Annotated in this window: 13 protein-coding genes; 5 read left to right on the plus strand and 8 right to left on the minus strand. The window is 39.6% G+C overall.

All coding sequences use genetic code 11. The annotated features are described in order from the left end of the window. Positions 1-3 precede the first annotated feature (3 nt). From LV92_RS06525 to LV92_RS06535, 3 genes are read left to right on the plus strand one after another with little or no spacing between them, the layout of a single operon-like run. Positions 4-789 (plus strand): DUF4292 domain-containing protein, encoded by a 786-nt coding sequence (locus tag LV92_RS06525; RefSeq protein ID WP_111622825.1) that lies wholly within the window; start codon positions 4-6, stop codon positions 787-789. A gap of 1 nt (position 790) precedes the next feature. Then, entirely contained in the window at positions 791-2,035 is a 1,245-nt protein-coding gene (locus LV92_RS06530; protein ID WP_111622826.1) for a murein hydrolase activator EnvC family protein, read from the plus strand. A 12-nt stretch (positions 2,036-2,047) separates the two neighbouring features. Then, positions 2,048-2,884: an aldo/keto reductase gene (locus tag LV92_RS06535; protein ID WP_317046758.1), complete on the plus strand. Its 837-nt coding sequence runs from the start codon at positions 2,048-2,050 to the stop codon at positions 2,882-2,884. On the opposite strand, the gene LV92_RS06540 is transcribed toward LV92_RS06535, so the two are convergent. Next, positions 2,881-3,393, minus strand: a complete 513-nt coding sequence (locus LV92_RS06540; RefSeq protein ID WP_111622827.1) for an acyl-CoA thioesterase — start codon at positions 3,391-3,393, stop codon at positions 2,881-2,883. The two genes, LV92_RS06535 and LV92_RS06540, sit on opposite strands and share 4 nt — an antisense overlap. A gap of 57 nt (positions 3,394-3,450) precedes the next feature. Beyond that, positions 3,451-4,398 (minus strand): HU domain-containing protein, encoded by a 948-nt coding sequence (locus tag LV92_RS06545; protein WP_111622828.1) that lies wholly within the window; start codon positions 4,396-4,398, stop codon positions 3,451-3,453. Positions 4,399-4,502: 104 nt separating this feature from the next. On the opposite strand from LV92_RS06545, the gene dprA reads away from it, so the two are divergent. Beyond that, complete coding sequence (dprA, locus tag LV92_RS06550) at positions 4,503-5,606, plus strand: DNA-processing protein DprA (RefSeq protein WP_111622829.1); 1,104 nt, start codon at positions 4,503-4,505, stop codon at positions 5,604-5,606. A gap of 185 nt (positions 5,607-5,791) precedes the next feature. On the opposite strand, the gene LV92_RS06555 is transcribed toward dprA, so the two are convergent. Together LV92_RS06555 and trpS are read right to left on the minus strand one after the other, a co-directional pair. Further along, positions 5,792-9,541, minus strand: coding sequence for a carboxypeptidase-like regulatory domain-containing protein (locus tag LV92_RS06555; RefSeq protein WP_111622830.1), 3,750 nt, complete (start codon positions 9,539-9,541; stop codon positions 5,792-5,794). Positions 9,542-9,606: 65 nt separating this feature from the next. Then, positions 9,607-10,575 carry a tryptophan--tRNA ligase gene (gene trpS / locus LV92_RS06560; RefSeq protein ID WP_111622831.1) on the minus strand — a complete coding sequence of 323 codons (969 nt, stop codon included), beginning with the start codon at positions 10,573-10,575 and terminating at the stop codon, positions 9,607-9,609. A gap of 71 nt (positions 10,576-10,646) precedes the next feature. Here trpS and LV92_RS06565 point away from each other — a divergent pair, with 71 nt between their 5' ends. Beyond that, a complete protein-coding gene (locus LV92_RS06565; RefSeq protein ID WP_111622832.1) occupies positions 10,647-11,387 on the plus strand; it encodes a lysophospholipid acyltransferase family protein in 741 nt (246 codons plus the stop codon). Between the two features lie 35 nt (positions 11,388-11,422). On the opposite strand, the gene LV92_RS06570 is transcribed toward LV92_RS06565, so the two are convergent. The 4 genes from LV92_RS06570 to recA all read right to left on the minus strand — a co-directional run bounded on the left by LV92_RS06570 (position 11,423) and on the right by recA (position 15,194). Next, a complete protein-coding gene (locus LV92_RS06570) occupies positions 11,423-12,919 on the minus strand; it encodes an outer membrane beta-barrel protein (RefSeq protein ID WP_111622833.1) in 1,497 nt (498 codons plus the stop codon). A gap of 38 nt (positions 12,920-12,957) precedes the next feature. Beyond that, positions 12,958-13,500, minus strand: coding sequence for an RNA polymerase sigma factor (locus LV92_RS06575; protein ID WP_111622834.1), 543 nt, complete (start codon positions 13,498-13,500; stop codon positions 12,958-12,960). A gap of 20 nt (positions 13,501-13,520) precedes the next feature. After that, complete coding sequence (locus LV92_RS06580; RefSeq protein ID WP_111622835.1) at positions 13,521-13,997, minus strand: hypothetical protein; 477 nt, start codon at positions 13,995-13,997, stop codon at positions 13,521-13,523. A gap of 189 nt (positions 13,998-14,186) precedes the next feature. Further along, complete coding sequence (gene recA / locus LV92_RS06585) at positions 14,187-15,194, minus strand: recombinase RecA (protein ID WP_111622988.1); 1,008 nt, start codon at positions 15,192-15,194, stop codon at positions 14,187-14,189. Positions 15,195-15,411 lie beyond the last annotated feature (217 nt).

Below are 15,411 nucleotides of genomic sequence, written 5' to 3' on the forward strand. Positions count from 1 at the left end.
TTTATGGAATTCAGTTTTAAAAGACTTCAAAAATGGGCTATACTTGGCATTTTTGTGTTATTGGTGTTTTCGTGTAAGTCTACAAGCGTAATCAAAAGCGGTACTGTGGATGAAAATTTGACCGCAAAGGCGGTCATAAGAAACCACTATTATTCCCATATTAATTTTAAGACCCTAAGTGGAAAGATGAGAATAGATTATTCCGACGGGGAAAGCACTCAAAGCGTAAGTGTAAGTTTTAGGATGGAAAAAGATAAGGCCATTTGGTTAAGTGCCCCCTTGGGAATCGTAAAGGCATACATTACTCCGGAAAGGGTGTCGTTTTATAATAAGTTGGACAATGAATATTTTGATGGGAATTTCTCCTATTTGAGTCAATTACTGGGAACTGACCTTAATTTTCAAAAAGTACAAAACCTTCTTTTAGGAGAACCCCTTTTCGATTTAAGGGATGAAAAGTATACGGTGGATATTGCCAACGACAACTATCAGTTGAAACCAAAAAAGGCTGGGGATCTTTTTAAAACACTGTTTCAGATAGAACCCTTAAATTATAGAATGGCCACGCAGCAGTTATCGCAACCATGGGAGAAACGATTGTTGGAAATCAACTATAAGAACTATCAAAAAGTTAATAAATGGATTTTGCCCGGGGAGATAGATATTCTGGCGGTTGATGGAGACAATACCAATAATATTACGGTTGAGTTTAGAAATATGGAGTTCAATAGGACACTGAATTTTCCATATAGTATACCAAATGGTTTCAAAGAAATCGTATTAAATTAATATGGGAAGTAAGCACTCTTATATAGTTTATTTTCTTTTAGTTATGTTCATGCATTGGGGCAATTTTGTAATGGCTCAAACCAATGAACAGAAGGCATTGGAATCTAAGCGTGAACAACTCCAAAAGGAAATATCGGAAATTAACCGATTATTGTTTGCCGAGAAAAAGGAAAAGGGAAATGTCTTGGAGCAGATGGAGGCCATGGATCAAAAAATAAATGTACGCCAACAGTTGATCAGGGTTACCAATCAACAGTCCAACTTACTTAATAGACAGATTAACACCAATGTAAGGAATATTGGAAAACTGCGTAACGATCTTGCCTTTCTTAAGGAGGAATACGGGAATATGATCCAAAAGTCTTATCAGAATAAATCCAGACAGAGTAGGTTAATGTTTCTGTTATCCTCCGAGAATTTTCTGCAGGCTTTTAAACGGTTTCAGTATATGAAGCAATATACCCAATACCGAAAGGAACAGGGCGAACAAATTGTTTCCAAAACGGACGAGCTTACCCAATTGAACAGAGACCTTTCCGAACAGCGTAAGGAGAAGGACAAACTTGTTACGGAAAATACCCAGATTAAAAATCAGTTGTATAAGGAAATCCAGTCCCAAAAGGAATTGCTCAAGAGTATAAGGAAGAATGAAAGCAAATACGCAACGGCCATTGAAAATAAGAAGAAGGAGGCCAGAAGGATCGATGAACAAATAGAAAGATTAATTCGTAGCGCTATAGCCGCCTCCAATAGAGAAGCGAGTAAGTCTAGCAGTACAACCGCTACAAGTAGTAGTAAGTTTGTTTTGACTCCCGAGGCTACTATTGTGGCCAATAATTTCTCGGCCAATAAGGGAAAATTGATCTGGCCGGTAGAAAAGGGAATTAAAAGACAGGGTTTTGGTGTTTATAATGACGCCGTTTATCCAGGTATAAAGCACGAAAGCAATGGGGTAATAATTGCTACTGATGAAGGATCCAAGGCAAGGGCTATCTTTGAAGGGGAAGTTATTGCTATACTATCTGTTCCAGGTGGGAATAAAGGTGTACAGATTAAGCATGGAAATTATATAAGTACCTATTACAATCTTTCCAGAGTTTATGTAAAGAAAGGGGATAAGGTAAATACCAAGTCGGATTTGGGGGATATTTACACCAGTAAATCCAGCGGCACTACCCAACTAAAATTTTATCTTTACAAGGATACTACCCGACTTAATCCTGAGGAATGGATATATCAACTATAAAATAATTTAAAATTGAAGAATTTAACGGATTTAAAAGGAACTTTTACACTGCACAATGGGGTAGAGATGCCCTATTTTGGTTTAGGGGTTTATTTGTCCAAAGATGGAAAGGAAGTTGCTAATGCCGTAAAATGGGCCTTAGAGGATGGATATCGACATATAGACACTGCTTCGATCTACAAGAATGAAGAGGGAGTAGGTCAAGGGATCAAGGAAAGCGGTGTGGACCGCAAAGATATATTTGTGGTGAGTAAGGTATGGAATAGCGATCAGGGCTATGAAAGTACTATAAAGGCATACAAGTCCAGTTTAAAGCGATTGGATTTGGACTATTTGGATCTGTACCTGGTACATTGGCCCGTAAAGGGAAAATATAAGGAGACTTGGCGTGCAATGGAATATTTGTACAAGCATAAGGGGGTAAGGGCTATTGGAGTAAGTAACTTTATGCAACACCATCTGGAAGATTTAATGACTTCCTCGGAAATTGTCCCAATGGTGAACCAAATGGAATTTCATCCGTATTTGGTACAACAGGATTTGATCGATTTTTGCAATAAAAATACCATTCAGTATGAAGCCTGGTCGCCTTTAATGCAAGGGAATATCTTTGAATTGGATATTATGAAGGACCTAGCGGCGAAATACAATAAGACTATTGCCCAAATTGTACTGCGGTGGGATTTGCAAAAGGGAGTTGTTACCATTCCAAAATCTGCCAAAAAGGAACGGATTAGGGCCAATGCCGATATTTTCGACTTTGAACTTGCCGCTACGGATGTTAAAAAATTAGAGCAATTGGACCGTGGAAAAAGATTTGGACCTGATCCCAATAATTTCGATTTTTAATCCATAAATAACGCCTTGAGCTCGGTGGCATCTTTGGGCTTCATCTTGCCTGCAAGTACCAAACTGAGCTGCTTTCTGCGCAGGGCAGCTTCATATCGTTTTATCTCCAAGTCGGTCTCCGGTTTTAGTTCAGGAACTTTCGTGGGTTTTCCAGTGTCATCTACGGCAACAAAAGTAAATATGGCTTCGTTAACTTTGCATCTCTCACCATTAAATCGGTCTTCCATCCAAACATCTATATAGACTTCCATTGAGGTCTTGAAGGCCCTGGAAACGGCTGCCTCTACCGTAACAACGCTTCCTACTGGAACAGCCTGGTTAAAGGCAACGTGGTTTACGGAAGCAGTAACGGTTATACGTCTGCTGTGGCGCCTAGCGGCAATACTGGCGGCACGGTCCATTCTGGCCAACAATTCCCCTCCAAACAAGTTGTTCAATGGGTTGGTTTCACTTGGAAGGACCATATCGGTCATTAAGGTGCGCGATTCACTAGGCGTCTTTGGCTCCATAAATTTCTTTTGGGCAAAGATACATTGGTAATATTAAGCTAAAAAGTAGAGAGAGAATTATTTTACGGAACGCAACCAGGCCTCGGGCGATTCGGAAAGTTTTATTTTCCTAAGGTAATTTAAGGCTTCCTTGGCATCGTCAAAACTGCCATAGGCTACCATATGCAATCCATATTGGTTAACACCAAGATAGGAGGCATCGTATCCTTTTTCTTTAAGTTGAAGGACTTTCTTTTCGGCATTTTCCTGAATTCTAAAGGCTCCGGCTATAACTTGGTGAACACCACTTTTTTTGTTTGTGATAACATTTAAGGATACTGCAGGCAATTCTAGGGGTGCGGTATTGAAAAAGGTAGCTTCTTGGATATTTTTGGAAACTTGCTGTTGAGCTTCTTGCCTCACCAATTCCTGATCGTACATTTTCTCATTATAAAGGCGATAACCCGTAAAACCTGTGGCAATGGCCAATAAGATTACAGCTGCATATTTTAAATAAGGCCTAAGGGTGGATTCTTTCCGGGCCTCGGGAGTAATCATAAATGGAATTTTTTCTTCCAGTTCAACCACTTCCTCTTTTAAAACTTCCCTAGAAATCGGGGTAGACACAAATGTAGACAATCCAAAGGACGAGGTAAGGTAATTTACTTGGTACGAAGGCTGAAACTGGGTTTTCCCTTCCTTGTTCAACCATAACTCACCTATGTTGGGAAGATTCAATCTATTTCCTTCCTTAAGAAGTTTCTTCCACTTCAGGGATACAGTGGCTATTTGCTTCTGCATGTCCTCATAGGACAATTTTTCGGCATCGGCCATGTACGAAACCAACAGTCCGTCATTGGAAGTCAGTTGTTCGTTGAAGGATATTACTTTCGAAGGAGGGTAGAACGAATTCGACGCATCATTGATAACGGCAGATTTCATTTGTGTCAAAAAAGCGCCAAATTCAGGCACCATTACACAATTGTATCTATAAAGCAGCTCCGCTATGTAATGTTCGGTTCCCATAGGGACAAAGATTAGAAAAAATACACAAGTTCAAAACTCTTCACATAACTTTTTATTAACATTATATTTTGTGTATTTTGTGAACAACTAAGCCGGTTCCATAAATGACTAGAGATGAAATAATTGCTATTCTTCGGTTGCAGAACGTTCCGAATATTGGTGACGTAACCGCAAAAAAATTAATATCCAGTTGTGGTAGTCCTTCGGCCATCTTTGAGGAAAAAGTGACTCGTTTGAAAAAATTGGATGGCATAGGTTCAGGCATCTTAAAAGGACTTATGGACAGGGAGCATTTGGAGGCTGCCGAGTTGGAATATGAATTTATTAAGAGTCAGGAGATAAATCTTCATTATTTTATGGAGGACAGTTATCCCGCTTATTTAAAACACTGTATAGATAGCCCTATTTTACTTTTCAGCCAGGGGAACATAGATTTGAACCGCCAAAGGATTATAAGTATTGTAGGTACCAGAAATATTACCAGTTATGGCACTTCATTTTGTGAGCAGTTAATTGAGGACTTGGCGCCCTTGAATCCAATTATTGTGAGTGGGTTTGCCTACGGGGTGGATATTTGTGTTCAAAGGGCAGCCGTAAAGCATGGTTTACAGACCATAGGATGCTTGGCCCATGGTTTGAATCAGATTTATCCTAAAATCCATGAAAAATATGTGCCCGAGGTAAATAAAAATGGTGGTTTTTTCACCGAATTTTGGAGCACGAGTCAACCTGATAGGGAAAATTTTTTAAAGCGAAATAGGATTATTGCCGGTATGGGCGAAGCTACTATTGTAGTGGAATCCGCTGAAAAAGGAGGTAGTCTGGTTACCGCAGATATAGCCAACAGCTATAATCGCGATGTTTTTGCCGTACCCGGCAGAACTCATGATAAGTATAGTAGCGGATGCAATAATCTCATTAAACATCAGAAAGCACAGATGCTCACTTCTGCTGCCGATTTGATCTACATGTTGGGTTGGGAATTGGAAGAAAAGGAGCCCGTTTCCATTCAAAAGCAACTATTTGTGGAGTTGGACGATACTGAGAAGGAAATCTATGATTATTTGCAACAGGGGGGCAAACAAATGTTGGACCATATTGCATTGGATTGTAAGTTGCCCATATTTAAGGTTTCCTCTACCCTTTTGAATATGGAAATGAAGGGAGTGGTGAGGCCACTTCCGGGTAAATTGTTCGAGGCAATTTAAGAATTGACAAACCCATCGGTCTCTATTTTTAAAAATTATTGCAGATATTATGAAAATGTGGTTTTTTGTCGATAAAAGACCACTGTAAATCCTTGATTTTGAATCATGGACCCAACCCATCAAGAGCCTAAACCGACTGGGTGGTATATTGACATATTACAAATGCTAGGGAAAGTATTTGTGAATCAATCTTCCTCACCAAAGGTTTGTAGATATGTCCCTGGGGTACCATAAGGGGATAAACCCTCTATATCCACCTGAATTTGTTTGGCCCTATCCGAATTGTAGAATTGGAGTCTTGCATTTCCATTCTTATCCGTTGTAAAAGAAGGAATCCAATAAAGTGTTGCGCGGTAATCTGGACCACTGTTTTCCTCGGATACCACATTGTATTTAGGGGAGTAGAACACTCTTTCAGGTGCATGGCCCATAACGGTAAAATCCGGTGATATTGCTGGCGCTATAGACTTACCTCCACCTCTTTTGGTATAGATAAGGATGACCCCATTACCTCCCCGGGACCCGTAAATGGCAGCAGAGGGTCCCTTTAAAATTTCTACTCTTTCTACGGTATAGGTATCCATTGTGGCAATGTAGGTAGGCACAGGGCTTGGGGTCATGGATTGCTCCATGGATAAAGTAAGGGCTGTGGGTGCTACGCTAGCAGCACCTTGGTCAGTAGAAGATCCTTGCCTCTGGGAGGCACGGGCCTGGGATGACGGCGAAGGATTATCATTATTGACAGGTATTCCGTTAAGTACCCACAATGGCGTACCTCCATTCCTGATGCTTACTGTATTGCCATTTACGGTGACGCCACTAAACCTTCTAACCAAATCAAGAACAGTTTGGGCAGATTGGTGATCTTCCATGTACAAGGTAGCGTCAGGGGTCTGTCCGTACACGGAAGGAGAGGCATTTCTTGACTTTTCAATCTTTTTTTCGGTAACTATTACTTCATCAAGTTTTGTGGTATTTCTTAGATCTAAGGCGGGATCCATCTTTCTTTGGGGGTACCTCATCTCAATATAACTTTTGGCTATCGATTCTGAGTTTTTAAAACTAGGAGGCGGAAGTAAGGCTTGCCGTTTGTCCAAGGTAATTTTTACATCAGTTGGTTTGTCCGAGGTGTCAAAGGCATTAAATGCAATATTGGTCGAGTCTTTAAAGTTAAAATCTGGAATGCTAAAACTTCCATCCAAAGCTGTCCTGGTGGATAGCATGCCTAATTGCTCCCCGGATTTGGCAATTATGGTCATGGGAGTATTACCCATAGGTTTATTGATTAGACTCATGGCGTTTCCAGAAATGGAAAGCCCTTTAACAAAATTGAACTCCTTGGGGGAATCCGTAACAGCATCATTTTCGGACCAGGGGATTTTTCTCCAGCCATGGGTGAGCATAACCAAATCCAGGGCGTGTAAGGTTGCCTTTTTCTGATTTCGAAAAAGTAGCCCGGGCTCGGAAATATGACCCTTAACATCCGACTGTAACAATAAATGCGTTATAATATTGGTATCGTTCGGATTCTTTAAGCCCTGTTTAGTGTCCGTGGCTGCCATGGACAGTTCAGCTGACACAGGTCTACCATCTGTGTCTGTTACATGCACATCTACCGTAATTTCACTTCTGTCCTTAAATTTTTTAGGGTCAATTTTTGCTGTAATAACCAATTCATCTTGATTATTGATAAATGCGATCCGCTCACACCATGGCTTTTTTTGAGCATCAAAGAGGGTGAGGGTCATAATCCCACTGGGTAGTTTACTTTTTGGAATCTCAAAATTCACCACAGGCTGGTCTTCAAAATCAAATTTGCCTTGGTAGTATTTTTTATTGTTGATATGCCCAATGACATAGAAAGACCTTTCTCTCAATGTTTCGGTAGCCTGGATTTTTACCTGAATACTTTTAGGGTTTACATTGTAGACGGTAATGGCATATCCTTCATTCATAACTTTTGGGAAGGGATATATGGAACCGTCGCTAAGGATTACCGAATATAGTTCCCCGACCAAGGGCTTTAGGGTGAAAAATCCAGACCCTCTATCTATTGTAGCCAGAGTGGCAATAAAATTACCTTTCGAATCGACTAATTGTCCTTTTATATTTCTTTCAAGCCCATCGTTTCCAATAGCTTTAAAAGCTACTTGCCCTACCAAATTGGCTACCAAGTGCCCTCCTTCCGGGAAGAATTGCAGACCAATTTTATCTTCCTTTGGGATCGCTGCAATTGGGGTGCTTTTTTCATTAAGAACCTTTATGGTCTTGGTGAAGAAGAAATCTTGATCAAAATTTCGCATCCAATTGGTATAGGACCGCAATTGATAATTACCTGAAGGAAGGCTTTGGGGCAAATCTATTGAACCTATGGCCTTGCCATTTACAACTTCATGGGTTTGTGATAGCACTATTTCATTTTTTGGACCAATTAGATCCACATGTAGCACCCTACTACCTAAAGAAAAATGGTGATACTGACCCAAAACCGTATATCCAGTGTACCACACGGTTTCGCCTGATGCCATTATTTCTTTGTCCGTATGCAGAAAAACTTTTTCAATGGGGTTGTAATTGTTATACCGGTTGATCCAGAGTGACAAATCTTTAATAAATACGTCATTGGTTAGGTCGGATTGGATCAATGCTACTTGATCTTTGCTATTTAGGAAAATGGAGCCAAAGGCACCCACTTTTGCAAAGGACGCAATTACCTCTTCCTCCTCAGGAGTCCTTTTTACAATGGGGTTGTCTATCCAAAATTTTTCATCATATCCAATTTCATCTAGTTTTTGCCAGTCGCTTTTATTTTTTCCGAATTGTCCGCCTAATTTTTTTCTGGATGTAGGGATGTAATTTTCAAAAAAGGTAAGGTTTGAGGAAGAATTGGTATGAAATTCGAATTTGTCATTTACATAATAGTCAAATTCTTGGTTTATATTTATATAATCTATGGAAGCATTGCTCTCGTTTTCCTGCTTATATGCTATTTCAAAAGAGATATTATAGTCCTTCCATACATTGTTGTTATTTTTCACTAGTTGCACAAATTTTAAATCGTCATGGGAAAGACTGCCGGTAATCTTTAGGATATCGTAGGTTTTAACGTTGATGTACAACTCTGCCTCGAAGGTTGGGGTTTTGTTGGTTTTTATGGGCCTGAGCTTTAATACCGCAATTTTATCATTGCTGGATTGTATGTATTCAATTAGGTAAATATCATAAAAGACTTCTAAAGCAGGATGCATGGGGAAAATTACCTCTTCCGTGTTGGGTTGAAATGGAGAAATCAATCGGGTTAACAGGGTATAGTTTCTGTTGTGCAGGCCTCCCGGCTGTAGTGCATATCTACCTTCAATTATATCCCAATCTTCTATGCCTATAGGGTTATAACGTATGTCATAGATTATTTCGGAAAACTCGGAATACTGATCTCCATTTTTCGATTTTTGTCGGTAAAAGGCCCTACCGTAATTGGATTTAGAAGATTGGCTATTCGCTTTTTGAAATGCTTTTTTAGCCAATTCCATGGCATAAGGGTCTTTTTGGGAAGCCGTTACAGTAACCTCTTCAAGGATATTGGTCAAGGGAGTTAGTTCAACTACTAAGTTGCCAGGTTGTGAAACTTCGAGGATAAATTTGTTGTAGTTTATATGGGAAAATAGAATTGTGGCAGGCAAGGTATCCAATTGTATCACAAACTCCCCCAATTCATTGCTTGCGGTTCCCCATGGAGAGGATGCAATTCCAATATTGCAAAAGGGTATTGCTTTCCCTGTTGCTTTATCTATAACCTTTCCGTTTATTTTAGGTTGTTGGGATATGTTAGGGCCAACCATGGTCACTACCTCGGAATAACTTTTGGGAGTGCCAAACAGCACAATAGTATATAGCCAAACAGTGGAGAATAGAATATAATGGGTAATTCGTGCCATTGCTTCCTTTATAGGAGCATTAAGTTACGAACTAAATATTAAAATGGACAGGTGATGGCCAAAAATCAATATCCTACCTTCATCCTTACTCTTTCCAGCACCCCATCGGCTACTATCTTGGCTTTTTTGGCGCCAAAGGCCAAGGCTTCATCCAGTTCGTTTAAATTGTTCATATAATAATCGAACTTTTCCCTAGCCTCACCAAAGCGTTCTAAGATTACTTCGTATAGCGCTTGTTTGGCATGACCGTAGCCATAGTTACCGTTTATATAATTGGACCGCATTTCGGCAACTTGATTTTCTTTAGCCAGAATTTTGTACAAGGCAAACACATTATCCGTATCAGGATCCTTAGGGGCTTCCATAGGGGTACTGTCTGTCTGTATACCCATAATCTGTTTGCGCAGTTGTTTATCGGTTTGAAAAAGGCTTATCAAATTTCCTTGGCTTTTGCTCATTTTGGAGCCATCGGTGCCAGGGATATACATGGTCTCTTCCTGTACCTTTCCTTCTGGGATTACAAAGGTTTCCCCCAATTGGGCATGGAACCTTGAGGCCACATCCCGAGTCATTTCCAAGTGCTGCATTTGATCCTTGCCAACGGGAACTATCTCAGCATCATATAAAAGTATATCCGCAGCCATTAACATGGGATAAAAGAACAAACCGGCATTCACATCGTCAAGTCGATCGGCCTTATCCTTAAATGAGTGTGCTAAGGTCAGTCTTTGGTAGGGAAAAAAACAGCTTAGGTACCAAGCCAGTTCTGTGGTCTGGGGTATATCACTCTGACGATAGAAAGCGGTTTTATTAATGTCCAGGCCAAATGCCAACCAGGTAGCTGCCACCGCATAAGTATTTTTCCGCAATTGCTCGCCATTCTTAATTTGGGTCAGTGAGTGCATATCCGCAATAAAGAGAAAGGAATCGTTTGCAGGATTGTTTGCCATTTCTATCGCTGGGATGATCGCTCCCAAAATATTCCCAAGATGAGGGGTTCCTGTACTTTGTATACCAGTTAAGATTCTTGCCATTATTTTATTTTCAAAGAAGGCAAAGGTAAAAGAAATTCTAAAGAAGGACTAAAATTATTACTTTTGACCGCATGTTATCATTCCTAAAAAAAATAGGCCATACGCTCTACCGGATTTGGTTCTATATTTTGGTGTTTTTGCCCATTTTAATAATGTTACCTTTCTTGGTAATTTTCACCCTTTCCGAGAGGACGTACCCACAATTCTTTTGGATAGCGCGTAATATTTGGGCCAACACTATTCTTTATGGTATGGGGTGTTTTCCAGTAATTAAGTGGGAGCAAAGGCTCAAAAAGGGTGAAAGTTATATGTTGGTATCCAATCACACCAGTATGTTGGATATTATGTTGATGTTGAAAGTCAGTAAAAATCCTTTTGTTTTTATCGGGAAGAAGGAATTGGTGAATATACCGCTGTTTGGATTCTTCTATAAAAGGGTATGTATTTTGGTGGATAGGGAGAGCGCCAAAAGTAGGACCGCGGTATACAGAAGGGCACAAAAAAGATTACAACAGGGCTTGAGTATATGTATTTTTCCAGAAGGCGGGGTGCCAGATGAGCATATTATTTTGGACGATTTTAAGGATGGGGCATTTAAAATGGCCATTGCGCATAACATTCCTGTCGTGCCCATAACATTTTATGACAACAAAAAGCGGTTTTCCTTTACTTTTTATAGCGGTTTTCCGGGAAGGTTACGTGTTAGGGTACATAAATTTTTTGCCACTCAAAATCTTAAAGAGCTGGATAAGATTAAGCTTCGGGAATCGGTCAGAGAAGTAATACTGAATGATCTGGAACATTCCAGGTAGTCTTGCAATTCCCGTTGAAATAACTTTATTTAGGATTAAAACTTCAAAGTAAATCCACTATAGACACCCAAGGAATAAGGGTTAAAATTGCCCGATGTATTCGAAAAAGTGTTCAGTTGATATTTAAAAACCGGCTCAACATTAAATTTAAGCTTAGGAGTAAACTTATAATCCAGCCCAAGACCAACATTGGTACTAAAATTAACGGAATTAACATTGTTGGCCTCCCCAAACTCTGTAGTCTGTCCACTGGATTCCAACACTACGGAATTATCCGTTAGAAATAGAGAACTTACTCCCCCTATTATATTGACGCCAAATTTACGATCCAATAGAGCATAATTTAGTTCCAAGGGTACCTCTAAATATCTCATTTGTTGCCCCATTGTCCCTAAGCGGGTAGGGTTTTTACCAGTTACGTCCGAAGCAAATACGGATCCGGGTTTGGGAATTACATTTTCGCTATTAGGATTGTTCAAAATTATGGACTGGGAGTCATTGGAATAATCAATATTACTTATTTGGTTACCCGTTGAAGCGTTAAAGGACGATGTAAAGGATACGTCGTTGGTATCATAACCATAATCTACCTTATGGATACCAGAACGCACGCTTAGTTTTTTAGAAATTTCGTAAGCTACGGTAATACCGTAGCTTAGGGTTACTCCTCCCGTTTTGCTATTGGAGGCAAGAATAGAATTTATTGGGGATCCCTCACCCAAACCATTAAAGTAAACAGGAGCAATACTGGGACCTGCTGACCATTTTCCACTGCGGGATTCATCAACTTCAACGATCTCATTTTCTTCGATGGCCTCTAAAATTGATTTTTTATTTGATTGAGGGTCTTCAGAGGTCACCTCCGGAGTTTTCCCAATAAGGTCGTTTGCTTTGTTTTCTTGATATACAATGGCTTCCTCAACTGGGATAGACAGCTTCTTAGAGGGTACTGCTTCGTCTTCTGGTTCAGGTTGAACTGTAAAGGACGGGTCTTGCCCTGCATTATTATCAAGATTCTTTGTATCCGAACCATTTACTACCAATTCCATGCGGCCTGGTTGGATTGTAATAGCGTTCTTTTGACCTTTTCCCGGGGCATTATTTTTTGCGTTGCCTTCGGCAACTATGCTTTCTTGGTTCGGCAAAGAAGTGGTAATTTTTTCCTCAGCCTTTTGGCGTGAGGTTTCAATTTTATTTTCCTCTGAAATTTTCCCTTCGTCACCTGTGATGCTGGTAGCTTCAATGGAAGATTCCTTTAAAATATTGGCGTCCTTGGCACTTCGGGTTTTATTTTCTACATCCGTAATAATGGGGGATACCGATTCGGAAGTGGAAAAAGGATCGATCGCAAAAAATAGGATGGCAAGTATTGCTGCCGCTCCACCAACTTTCCACCAAAGGGGAATAAGCTTGCGGGATCGTTTCTTATTATCCAAGGAAGCGGCTATGGAATTCCAAACTTTTTCGTCAGGAATTTCTTGGAAGTTGGCCAACTTCTCTTGAAATAATTTGTCTAAATTATTTTCACTCATGTTTTCAATTGTTCAGCAGGAATTGTAATCAGGAAGGTTTACCCTTCCATTATAATTCCAGCTTTATTTGCCTCAATTTTTTCTTTTAATATCATTCTTGCCCTGGCAAGATTGGATTTGGAAGTCCCTAAGGACGTTCCCAACATTTCACTGATCTCTTTGTGGCTATAGCCATCCAACACATAAAGGTTGAAGGTTAAGCGGTACTTATTGGGAAGCTCTTGCACATAACTTAGCAAGGTTGCCAAATCCAGGTTTACATAACCTGAATCTTCTGGTATTTCATCCTCTATATTATCTGTAACCAGTGTTAATGTTTCCTCTTTTCTATATTTTTGAAGTACTGTATTTACAGTAATACGTTTAATCCAGCCTTCAAATGAACCTTGGTGTTTAAACTGTTCAATTTTGCTGTAGATAGTCATAAAACTATCATGCAGATTGTCTTCAGCCTCCGTTTTATTGCGCGAGTATTTGAGACAAATACCGAACAGTATCCGGGAATAGTCCCGGTATAACTGTTCTTGTGCTTGTCTGTTCCCCTTTTTGCAATTATTTATGAGCTCTACCAGATTACTCAAAATATGGATTGGGTTATTTACTAATTCTTTAAATTGGTCGTGCCCATATCACTTTCGGGTGCTATTAAGGCCGAACTATCTTCATTGACTGGTACAGTAATTTCTAAATATGTTGGCTCACCACTGGCATCCTCACCGGTCCAATATCTAAATAAATACGGCTCATCATATAAGACCTCAAAGTTAAATGTTGCCACTAAGTCCTCCCCATTACCTGTACATTCTTCCTCGTCGTCTTCAATAACGGTGCCAATAGTAACCACTTTTCTAGTAGTTAAATCTTCTTTTACCACGTCAAAACCTTCGAAAAAGGTACAATTATTCGGTCTAAAGTAAGTAACTTTTATTTTATAGATTTCACCGTAATCAAATGCCTCCGGCATTTCTACAGATTTTACCTGTAAAGCTTCAAAATGATAGTTAACATCATCATCTATATCGCAAGATGTGAATAGTGTAAAAGAGGCAACAAGCAGCAAAAAGAATACTCGTTTCATGTTCTTAATATTTAAGTTGTTTTATTATGATTTTGGAAACCATTTTTCCCTAAAAAATATGAATTGACATATTTTAATTTTTAGGGGCAAGTCGGTTTCATAACAATTGCTTTTGTTATTAAGATGTAAAGGGGAAATAAAGGTTGCGTGGAGAAATAAAAAATCCCGATTTAATCGGGATTTTAAGGTTTATGACTTTACTGTTTTGATGGCTTCTTTAATTTTGCCTTCCAGTTCTTCGAGTAGTTCGGGATTGTCCAGTAGTAAACTTTTAACAGCATCCCTGCCTTGGCCCAGCTTGGTATCACCATAACTAAACCAGGATCCACTTTTCTTTATAATTTCAAATTCAACGCCCATGTCGATTATCTCCCCTACTTTGGAAATACCTTCTCCGTACATAATATCGAATTCGGCGGTCCTGAATGGAGGGGCCACCTTGTTCTTTACCACTTTTACTCGGGTCTTATTTCCTTGTACATTACCATCGGTATCCTTAATTTGGGTAGATCTTCTTATATCCAAACGTACGGAAGCATAAAATTTAAGGGCGTTACCACCAGTGGTTGTTTCCGGATTACCGAACATTACCCCAATTTTTTCACGTAATTGGTTAATGAAGATTACAGTACAATTTGTTTTGCTGATAGAACCGGTAAGTTTTCGCAATGCCTGTGACATCAAACGGGCATGAAGTCCCATTTTTGAGTCACCCATTTCGCCTTCAATTTCACTTTTCGGTGTCAATGCGGCAACAGAGTCAATAACTACGATGTCGATAGCGCCGGAGCGAATTAGATTATCGGCAATCTCTAAAGCTTGTTCACCATTATCCGGCTGGGAAATGATAAGGTTATCAATATCTACTCCTAATTTTTGGGCATAAAAACGGTCAAATGCATGTTCTGCATCAATAAAAGCTGCGATACCCCCATTTTTTTGTGCCTCAGCCATGGCGTGTAACGTAAGTGTGGTTTTACCGGAAGATTCAGGACCGTAAATTTCTATTACCCTGCCTCGTGGATATCCTCCAACACCCAATGCTACATCCAATCCCAAAGAACCAGAGGAAATCACTTCTACATCCTGTACTATACTATCGCCCATCTTCATTACGGCACCCTTGCCGTAAGTTTTATCCAATTTATCTAGGGTAAGTTTAAGTGCTTTTAATTTTGCTTCTTTTTCAGAACTCATTTTCATATCATATTAGTGATGCTAAAATACCAATTCTTTTTGCATAATACCACCTATGGAAAGGATTTTATATGAAGAAATTAGGGGGTTATTTTATTTTTATTGAAATTATTTCTTGATTTTATTTCTTAGTCAAGGCTCTAATTTACAAGGGTTAACGGACTATGTCCCGTCAATTTCAGCTGTGTGGGTCTAATTGTGGTAAATTATTTGCGAC

The sequence above is a fragment of the Arenibacter echinorum genome, from assembly GCF_003259375.1.
GTDB classification, from domain to species: Bacteria; Bacteroidota; Bacteroidia; order Flavobacteriales; family Flavobacteriaceae; genus Arenibacter; species Arenibacter echinorum.